12 protein-coding genes and 1 pseudogene are annotated in these 8,896 nt (G+C 50.6%); 4 read left to right on the forward strand and 9 right to left on the reverse strand.

Annotated features, from left to right (window positions below; all coding sequences use genetic code 11):
• Nucleotides 1-277 precede the first annotated feature (277 nt).
• On the reverse strand, nucleotides 278-1,534 hold the full coding sequence (lysA, locus tag Q0231_RS16055) for a diaminopimelate decarboxylase (protein ID WP_299349184.1): 1,257 nt from the start codon (nucleotides 1,532-1,534) through the stop codon (nucleotides 278-280).
• 3 nt (nucleotides 1,535-1,537) lie between these two features.
• On the reverse strand, nucleotides 1,538-2,932 hold the full coding sequence (gene argH / locus Q0231_RS16060) for an argininosuccinate lyase (protein ID WP_299349187.1): 1,395 nt from the start codon (nucleotides 2,930-2,932) through the stop codon (nucleotides 1,538-1,540).
• A gap of 24 nt (nucleotides 2,933-2,956) precedes the next feature.
• Between argH and Q0231_RS16065 the strand changes: the two genes are divergently transcribed.
• Nucleotides 2,957-3,640: a TlpA disulfide reductase family protein gene (locus tag Q0231_RS16065; protein WP_299349190.1), complete on the forward strand. Its 684-nt coding sequence runs from the start codon at nucleotides 2,957-2,959 to the stop codon at nucleotides 3,638-3,640.
• Here the strand turns inward: Q0231_RS16065 and Q0231_RS16070 are convergent.
• The 3 genes from Q0231_RS16070 to Q0231_RS16080 form a co-directional block, all read right to left on the reverse strand.
• Nucleotides 3,637-4,224 carry a sugar O-acetyltransferase gene (locus Q0231_RS16070; protein ID WP_299349192.1) on the reverse strand — a complete coding sequence of 196 codons (588 nt, stop codon included), beginning with the start codon at nucleotides 4,222-4,224 and terminating at the stop codon, nucleotides 3,637-3,639. The genes Q0231_RS16065 and Q0231_RS16070 overlap by 4 nt on opposite strands.
• Before the next feature lie 85 nt (nucleotides 4,225-4,309).
• The gene (ybaK, locus tag Q0231_RS16075) at nucleotides 4,310-4,777 is read right to left on the reverse strand and encodes a Cys-tRNA(Pro) deacylase (protein WP_299349195.1); all 468 of its coding nucleotides are present in this window, start codon (nucleotides 4,775-4,777) and stop codon (nucleotides 4,310-4,312) included.
• Nucleotides 4,778-4,878: 101 nt separating this feature from the next.
• Nucleotides 4,879-5,091, reverse strand: coding sequence for a hypothetical protein (locus Q0231_RS16080; protein ID WP_269395126.1), 213 nt, complete (start codon nucleotides 5,089-5,091; stop codon nucleotides 4,879-4,881).
• 201 nt (nucleotides 5,092-5,292) lie between these two features.
• Between Q0231_RS16080 and Q0231_RS16085 the strand changes: the two genes are divergently transcribed.
• From Q0231_RS16085 to Q0231_RS16095, 3 genes are read left to right on the forward strand one after another with little or no spacing between them, the layout of a single operon-like run.
• Entirely contained in the window at nucleotides 5,293-5,988 is a 696-nt protein-coding gene (locus Q0231_RS16085; RefSeq protein ID WP_299349198.1) for a hypothetical protein, read from the forward strand.
• Nucleotides 5,988-6,617, forward strand: a complete 630-nt coding sequence (locus Q0231_RS16090) for a GNAT family N-acetyltransferase (protein ID WP_299349200.1) — start codon at nucleotides 5,988-5,990, stop codon at nucleotides 6,615-6,617. Before Q0231_RS16085 ends, Q0231_RS16090 begins: the two co-directional genes overlap by 1 nt.
• On the forward strand, nucleotides 6,604-7,170 hold the full coding sequence (locus tag Q0231_RS16095; protein WP_299349202.1) for a TetR/AcrR family transcriptional regulator: 567 nt from the start codon (nucleotides 6,604-6,606) through the stop codon (nucleotides 7,168-7,170). Before Q0231_RS16090 ends, Q0231_RS16095 begins: the two co-directional genes overlap by 14 nt.
• On the opposite strand, the gene Q0231_RS16100 is transcribed toward Q0231_RS16095, so the two are convergent.
• From Q0231_RS16100 to Q0231_RS16115, 4 genes and pseudogenes are all read right to left on the reverse strand, one after another.
• Nucleotides 7,167-7,847: a rhomboid family intramembrane serine protease gene (locus Q0231_RS16100; protein WP_299349205.1), complete on the reverse strand. Its 681-nt coding sequence runs from the start codon at nucleotides 7,845-7,847 to the stop codon at nucleotides 7,167-7,169. The two genes, Q0231_RS16095 and Q0231_RS16100, sit on opposite strands and share 4 nt — an antisense overlap.
• A gap of 29 nt (nucleotides 7,848-7,876) precedes the next feature.
• Nucleotides 7,877-8,452 carry a cob(I)yrinic acid a,c-diamide adenosyltransferase gene (locus Q0231_RS16105; protein ID WP_299349207.1) on the reverse strand — a complete coding sequence of 192 codons (576 nt, stop codon included), beginning with the start codon at nucleotides 8,450-8,452 and terminating at the stop codon, nucleotides 7,877-7,879.
• Between the two features lie 13 nt (nucleotides 8,453-8,465).
• Nucleotides 8,466-8,663, reverse strand: coding sequence for a twin transmembrane helix small protein (locus tag Q0231_RS16110; protein WP_367274509.1), 198 nt, complete (start codon nucleotides 8,661-8,663; stop codon nucleotides 8,466-8,468).
• 69 nt (nucleotides 8,664-8,732) lie between these two features.
• A pseudogene (locus Q0231_RS16115) lies at nucleotides 8,733-8,896 on the reverse strand (hypothetical protein); the annotation flags it as partial.

Genomic DNA, 8,896 nt, shown 5'->3' on the forward strand with positions numbered 1-8,896 from the left:
CTGTCTGAGAGTTGTTGAATTTTCTCTTTAGAAAAAAACACATTTTGCGTTACGTTATCTATAACAACAAAATCATTGCCCAGACCATGCATCTTTGAAAACTGGATTTGCATTGCGACTACTTAGCTAAAATTTTTGTCAACACACTGTATTGGTGATTGATATTATAAAATTAGTTATATCATTTCAGCGAAAGACTGACTATGTCTTTAAACAGATACAGGCTAAATAATCGCAATAATGTGAATATTATGGAATAAAAGATGTAAATGAGTCACTAGGTTGGTATGTGCTCACTTTCAAATAATTGTTCTATTTTTTCTCGCTCTCTGACTAAATGCATTTGGTCGCCTTCAATTAATACTTCAGCTGCCCGACAACGGCTGTTGTAGTTCGAGGCCATAACAAAGCCGTAAGCGCCAGCGGAACACACGGCTAAAAAGTCACCTGCTTCGACACTTAAGGTGCGGTCGTAGCCAAGCACATCCGCTGATTCACAAACAGGGCCAACCACGTGGAACAGGGTTTCTGTGGCCGAGCTGATTTGTGTTAATGGTTTAATTTGGTGAAATGCTTGGTATAAAGATGGGCGCATTAGGTCGTTCATGCCCGCATCGACAATGATGAACCTGCGTTCTGCGCCTTCTTTGACATATTCAACTTTGGTGACGAATATGCCCGCGTTACCCGCGATCATCCGGCCCGGTTCCAGCACCAACTCACAGCCCAAATCCTTGACGTTTTTGAAAACCACTTGGGCATAAGCCATTGGATCTGGCGGCACGTCATTTGAGCTGGAATAAGGAATACCCAAGCCGCCACCTACATCAACGTGGCGGATGTTGTGGCCCTCGTGGCGCAATTCGCCCACCAGTTCAGCAAGCAGCTTGAACGCATTATCGAACGGTTCAAGTTCGGTGATTTGAGAACCGATGTGCATGTCAATGCCGGTGGCGTCTAGGTGTTCGAGTTCTGCGATGCGTTTGTAAACCGCGCTGGCGCGTTCAAACGGAATGCCGAATTTGTTTTCCGCTTTGCCGGTTGAAATCTTGGCGTGTGTTTTGGCATCCACATTGGGGTTGATGCGCACAGAAACCGGGGCCACTTTGCCCATGGCTTTGGCCACCTCATTGAGGCGTTCAAGCTCTGGTTCGCTTTCCGCATTAAAGCATTTAATGCCCGCTTCTAGTCCCAGTTCCATTTCTGCGTGGGTTTTCGCCACGCCAGAAAAAACAATTTTGTTGGCGGGAATGCCCGCTTTAAGCGCGCGTTTGAGTTCGCCCAAGGAAACCACATCTGCGCCCGCGCCCATTTTGGCGACAAGTTTGAGCATGGCTTGATTTGAGTTGGCCTTCATGGCGTAGGCAACCAGCGTGTCGACGCCCTCAAAGGCTTCCTGCATTACCCGGATATGGCGGGTGAAAGTGGCGGTTGAATAAACGTAAAATGGTGTGCCCACGTCGCCTGCCAATTCGGTCAGGTCAACGTCTTCGGCGTGCAGTTTGCCGTTGTGATATTGGAAGTGATGAACCATCGTCTATTCTTCTTCGCCTGCAGCCAATTGTTCACGCCAGCGCGCAACTTGGGCGCGCACATTGTTTGGCGCGGTGCCACCATAGGAGGTGCGCGATTTCACGGAGTTTTCAACGCTCAGAACTTTGAACACGCGGCTGTCGATACGTTCATCAACTTGCTTGAAGTCTTCAATGGTCAAAGCATCAAGGTCGCAGCCTTTTTTCTCCGCCAGCGCCACAGCAGACCCCGTGATATGGTGCGCGTCGCGGAACGGCACATTGGCTTCGCGCACCAACCAGTCGGCCAAATCAGTGGCGGTTGAAAAGCCAGAACCTGCCGCTTCACGCATGGCGTCGCGGTTGACTTTGAGATCGTTGATCATGCCTGTCATGGCGGCAAGCGCTAGGCCCAAACTGTCAAACGCATCAAAGGCGACTTCTTTGTCTTCTTGCATGTCTTTGGAATAGGCGAGGGGCAGGCCCTTCATCACGATCATCAGCGAAGTGAGTGCGCCCATGATGCGACCGATTTTGGCGCGGATCAGTTCGGCAGCGTCAGGATTGCGCTTTTGTGGCATGATCGAAGAGCCGGTTGAAAACTTATCAGACAGGGTCACGAACTTAAATTGCGCGGTTGACCAGATTACCAATTCTTCGGACAGACGGGACAAATGCATGGCGCAAATTGAAGCACAGCTTAGGGCTTCAAGCACAAAGTCACGGTCGGCTACTGCGTCCAAAGAGTTAGCGGTTGGGCGTTCAAAACCCAGTGCAGATGCGGTCATGTCCCGATCAATCGGGAACGAGGTGCCAGCCAAAGCTGCGGCGCCCAATGGGCATTCGTTTAAGCGTTTGCGCGCGCCATGAAAGCGCGATGCGTCACGGCCCAGCATTTCCACATAGGCCATCATGTGGTGGCCAAAGGTTACAGGCTGTGCGCTTTGCAGGTGCGTGAAGCCTGGCATGACGGTGTCAGCATCTTGTTCGGCGCGGTTGATCAATTCCAATTGCAGGGTTTTGATCTGGGTGATGAACATATCAATGGTGTCGCGCACATAGAGTTTGAAGTCTGTCGCGACTTGGTCATTGCGTGAGCGACCTGTGTGCAAGCGACCCGCAGGTTCGCCGATCAGATCTTTGAGGCGGGCTTCCACATTCATGTGAATGTCTTCAAGCGCACGCGAAAAAGTGAACGATCCGCTATCGATTTCTGATTGGACCTGATCTAGACCTTTGACGATTGCATCCTTATCTTCACTTGTAAGAATGCCAGCGGCAGCGAGCATTGTGGCATGGGCTTTTGAGCCTTCTATATCTTGTTTATAGAAGCGCTTGTCGAAATCGATGGAGGCGTTTATTTCCTCCATGATGGCGTCTGGCCCAGAAGCGAACCGGCCGCCCCACATTTGATTGCTCATACTGACCTCTCTTTAGGAGAAATTATGTCTCAGGAACCACAAAATGAACCCGTAAAACCACAACAAAACAGGTGGCGTTTGGGCGTAATCGTGGGCGTTGTTGTAGCTATAGCGACCGCGGTTTGGGTTAGCAATGGTTCCAACGTGCAAAATGGTTCGGCTGATGGGGCAAGTTATGTGGCACAGCCTGCAATTGCTAAGGCATTGGACGAAGCCGCACAGGGCGAGTTGGCGGCGTTCCGCGCTACGGCTAAGGGCGAAGGGTACCCCGAAATTCGTTTCGTTTCCGATCAAGGCGAACAGGTGGGCTTTGACTATTTTGAGGGCAAAGTGACGCTTGTGAATTTTTGGGCCACATGGTGCGCGCCATGCCGGGCGGAAATGCCAGCACTTGATGCGCTGCACGCCAAATATGCAGATCAGGGTTTTCAAGTGGCCACGATAAATTTGGACGTGGGCGAAGATGGGGTTGATAAGGCGAAAGCCTTTATGGCCGAAATTGGGGCAACCCATTTGCCATTGCACGCTGATCCAACGTTTGAAGCTTTTGAGGTGCTCAAGACGCGCGGCAAAGCACTTGGCTTGCCCGCCACCATTTTACTTGGTCCTAATGGCCACGAATGGGGCATATTGGCCGGTCCTGCCGAATGGCATAGCGAAGACGCATTTGTGTTGATTGAAGCTGCATTGGCCGCGGCGAAGAGCTAGAGCTTTTTCACCACGCGGGCTGGGGAGCCTACTGCCACACAATCTGAAGGAATGTCTTTTGTCACCACGGCACCTGCGCCAATGGTGGTGCGGTCACCAATAGTGACGCCGGGTAGAATGGTTGCGCCAGCACCGATCCAGCAATTATCGCCAATGGTGATGGGCGCGGCTTGGTTGACAAAATTCATTTGATCTGGGGCGTCTGGATAAGGATAAACACAACGCTCATCTGCTCGAATGGGGTGTCCGGCGGTGAGGATTTGCACATTTGGTGCGATCAGGGTTTCGCATCCAATTTTGACGAAATGATTGTCCATAATAGTGCAATTGCGGTTGATGAAACTGCGCTCACCAATTTGCGTCATTTCGCCATATTCAACATAAAAGGGGCTTTCAACCCAAAATTCCGTCGGTGCTTTGCCCAGAACACTGCGCAGTAAGTCCATACGATTTGGATCGTCATAATCAACCGTGTTGAACTTGTGGATGATCGCGCGGGTGCGGCCAGCTTGGGCGATGAGGTCCGGATCACCCGCCAAAAATGGCTCGCCCGAAAGCATGAGTTCTTTTGCTGATTTTGACATATCATCGCCTAAAGGACTTTAATTGGTATTGTTTCGTTCTAGGCGCTATTGGGTGATTTGAAAAGGTCTTTTTGGATTGTGTTTCTTAAGTCAGCGAATGCACTTGGGCGTTGCATGCCGCAATGAGGTCATGCGGTGCAATCTCAATTTGCAGACCGCGTTTGCCCCCGTTTACCAAAATCGTTTCGTGGTCAAACGCGCTTTGATCTAAGAAAGCCTTTGCGCGCAGTTTCTGACCTATTGGGCTGATGCCGCCGATCACATAGCCGGTGATTTTTTCGGCTTGGCGTGGATCCAGAAGATCGATTTTCTTTTCCTTGAGGGCCTTGGCTGCTGATTTGAGGTTCATTTCAGCGCTGGTGGGCACAAGGGCAAACGCTTTTGCCTTTGCGGAGCCAAACATCAGGCATTTAAACAATCGAGCCGGGTCTATGCCAAGCGCTGTGGCTGCATGTTGGCCAATGTTTTTCGCTTTGGGATCGTAGGCATATTCATGCAGCTCGTAAGAAAGACCAAGCTGATCGAGCTGTTTGGTGGCAGGTGTTGCGGACATATGCGTGCTGAGTTTGTTGGTGTGCGGATGTGCAGAATGAACAACCCACGCAGATTGCGCAAGGGACTAACTGTTGGCAGTTTTAAGAAATTTGGTTTGGTTTAGGCTGACTTGTCGACCACAGAGCCCGTACCCGGCGCTGGCATCGCTTTGGCGTTGGCGAGGCCTTTTTCGAGCATATTGACGGCCTGCTGTTGCATGTCGTTCGCAGCTTTTACCATCATAAGCTCGGCGCTCTGCTGGCGTTGTGCGGCTTGCATCCCAAGCGATTGGGTGATCATCGACATGTCCATCTGAAACGCCTTTCTAGCCATTCAGTTGCATCCATTGTCGCCAATTAGCATTAATGGGGGGTAAACAGGATCATTAGAATTGTTGCGAATGGGGCGAGCTTGCCCGCTAAGCATCGTTGCAGCTGATATATTCATAATCCCAAAATTTTGACGCTCCCCCTTGAAATTCATTTGAAACACACATAAATAACTGACCAGTAAGTTATTTATGTGGAGTGAAAGATGACTAAGAATGAGCATGGGCAAATGGAAGCCGGGGCAGGTGCCCCAAATGGAGAAGTTGGAACAATAGGTGTCGGACAAAAAGTTGAGGGGCCCGGCATGTGGGTGAACTGGCACCCCCCCAAGCCGCGCGCCGGTGGTTTGGGGGCGTGGGACAGATTTGTTGGTCCTGGCGCAACCGGGGCAGAAGAAAACTTGCAACTGATTTTAGGCGGGTTGATTGCTCTTGGTGGGGTCGCCCTGTTTTGGTTGTTGCGGGGTGAGCCCACAAGTGTTTGGCAGTGGTTGTTTGTGGTGGTTTTGGCCTTTGATATCGGGGGCGGCATTGTCACCAATTCAACTTCTGCTGCGAAGCGCTGGTATCATCGGGCGGAGCACACCAAGCTAAAGCATTTTGGGTTTGTCGCTACACATCTGGTGCATATTGCTTTGCTCGCTTTTTTATTCAGCCCTAACCCATTTGCTTACAGTATTGCTCTCGGCGGACTGTTAGTTTTGGCCACTCTGATTTTGCTTTTAACCCCACTTTACCTGCAACGCCCAATGGCGGTGGGGTTGGCTATGTTGATCATTTTGGTTGGGCAGTTGCCTTTGTTTGATCTTGCCGGATTGAATTGGTTCATCCCCGCTTTGATGCTGAAGTTGCTCCTGGGACATGCGCTCAAGGAAGCGCCGTTTCAGCCTGGTGATCGATAATGAGGGCGGTAAGTATTCGACGCTTGGTGGTAACGGACATAAGTGCTGCCGCTGACATGTTGGTGGATAGTTTTTTGGATGATCAAGGCATGGTGGTGCTGTTTAGGGATCAAGGCCTTGCCAAATTGCATAGGGCGATGCGGGGTTGGTTTTTGGCGACGCTGGATATGTGGCTTGAGCAAAAACAACCTATGTACGTAGCGTTTGATGGCGATCAATTGGTTGGAGTTCTGATTGCAGGTCACACTAGAAATACGGTAACCGGATTACAGCAACTCAAATGGGCGTGGCGGGTTGGTCTGAGCTGTGGCCTGACCCCGATATTGCGTACAGCCCAACATGATGCAGAGCGGCGCGCGCATTTTAAGGGGCAGGCCGCACATATCGTTGAATTTGTTGGCGTGAGTGCAAAAGCACGCGGTAAAGGCGTAGGTCGGCAATTGTTTGACCAGTTCCATGCGCAGCTTGAAAAAGGTGCAACTGTATGGCTTGAAACAACGCGGCATGAAAACCTGTCGATATTTGCAAAGCTCGGCTATCGGCAATGCGCTCAATCCACTAGTCTTGGTGTGCGTTTTACACAAATGCTGAAACAGCCAACAAAAGAGAAAAACATTGCCGCGCCCTGACCGCTCAAAAGAACGAATAGTGCAAATCTTGGGCGCCGCAGCAAAGGTGTTTGCGCGGGACGGCGTTCAAGGCGCGCGCATGGAAGATGTGGCGAAAGAAGCAGGGCTCTCAAAGGCGGCGATCTATCTTTATTACAAAAACAAAGATGGGTTGGTGTTGGCTCTGCTTGATCAATTTTTCAGTGCCAATTTGGACGCGTTAAAGCTCATTCCGATTGGTGAAAATGCAGCAGAGCGAATTTGCAGTTGGATCGATCTGGTCAGCGCTGCAATGCAACAAGGCGCTCATTTTCAAACGGTTGGGTTTGAGTTCTTGGCCCTTGCTGGCCGCAATGAAGAAGCGCGAGCGGTAGTTTTGGATTTTTACCAACATTATCAAAGTGCCATAGCCGACTTGTTGGTGCAGGATGGTGTTTCACCAGAAATGGCCACGCAAAAAGCGCAAGAAATTGTCGCCCTTTTGGAAGGTATTAATCTGTTGTGGATGGCGCAGTCGGGCAAAATGGATTTTGCTCAACTGGCGAAATCTGGCGTGCGGGCGCTCTTGAGCTAGCGCCCGAATAGATTGACCGTACTTCTTTTCATAAAGAACACCAGCGTCGCCCCAGCGATTAAACCGCCAATATGCGCCCACCATGCGGTTGGGCCACCATCAGGGAACAGCACAAAGAACAATTGCATGGCAATCCAAAGTCCGAGAACCCAAAGCGCTGGAATGGGGATGGGCAGGGGCACAATGATTTTGGCCAATACATAGACCCGCACCTTTGGAAATAGGATAATGTAGGCGGCAATGACCCCTGCGACAGCGCCCGAAGCGCCCACCAGTGGGGCAGTGCTTGTTGGGTCAGCCAGCATATGTGCAAATCCGCCCGCAGCGGCACAAGCCAGATAAAAGACGAAGTAGCGCACATGCCCCATGGCATCTTCGATATTGTCGCCAAAAACCCACAAGAAGATCATGTTGGAAATGACGTGCATCCAATCGGCGTGCAAAAACGCGTAGGTGACCAAGGTGGTTTGGTCTGGCAGAAACGGCACTTGGTCAATCAGCGGTTCGCTCAACCATCCAGGCACGACGGCCATGGTGATCAGCACAAACTCTTCGCCAGATGCGGGCAAAATATACTGGATAGCAAAGATGACGAGATTGGCAATAATCAGGGTTTGATTAACCCAAGGGCGCTCAACATAGATTTTGGGGTTCTGATCATACAGTGGAATAAACAATGAAAATCCCCAAGATTAAGACCGCGCTACTATCGATGCTGCCCGGGCTGCCACAAAACGTCGCGCGCGCCATCATCATTTGTGACACGGCTTAGAACAAACAGCAAATCAGATAAGCGGTTGAGATATTTCACCGCAATTATGTTGGTTTCCGGCTCTGCATCCAACAAGGCGACACCAATACGTTCGGCGCGGCGGACCACGGTGCGCGACAGGTGCAGGTGCGCCGAGAGCGCGCTGCCGCCGGGCAAGGTGAAGCTTTTGAGTGGTTCAAGCTTTTCATTGTAGGCGTCAATTGTTTGTTCGAGCCAATCCACTTGGCTTTGCACAGCGCGCAAGGGTTCGTAACTCAAGCCTTCATCGGGCCCCGGGGTTGCAAAATCTGAACCTACGTCAAATAAGTCATTTTGAATGCGGGCAAGAGTGTCGTCTAGATGATGGTCGCTGCCCGTATGTAAGCGCACCAAGCCGATGGTTGAGTTGGCTTCGTCAATGGTGCCATAGGCTTCCACCCGAATATTGGCTTTTGAGCGCCTTGGGCCCGACACCAAGCCGGTTGTGCCATCATCGCCCGTGCGGGTGTAAATCTTGTTCAGTTTGACCATGAGAATAGTCCTCTTAGCGCGGGGCGAAGAAGAAGGCCGCAACCATCAACAAGATGATGGCCACAAATTGGGCGATCACCCGGGCGCGCATGAGCTTTTGGGACAGGTTTGGGTTGCCGCCGCGGAACATATTAAACAGCCCAGCAAAAAGAATAAGTGTCACCACGCCAAGGGCGACGAAAATCAGGATGTTGATCGGTTGGTTCATCATAATCGAATCTCGTTTTTCACGTGCATTAGCAATTTGAGCATTTGTGGCAGTTAGTCTCGTCTGATTTTTTTCGCGTTTTACAGCTTCTCTTTCAATCTCTAATTGTCGAACTTTTCTATCCCATTCGTCCACTTCTTCCGGAACAGAATCCAATTCCATTCGCAATTTTGCCGCCGCTTCATCAATTAAATCAATCGCTTTATCTGGTAAATATCTATCAGAAATATAGCGAT

Source organism: uncultured Maritalea sp. (assembly GCF_937139385.1).
Taxonomy (GTDB): domain Bacteria; phylum Pseudomonadota; class Alphaproteobacteria; order Rhizobiales; family Devosiaceae; genus Maritalea; species Maritalea porphyrae_A.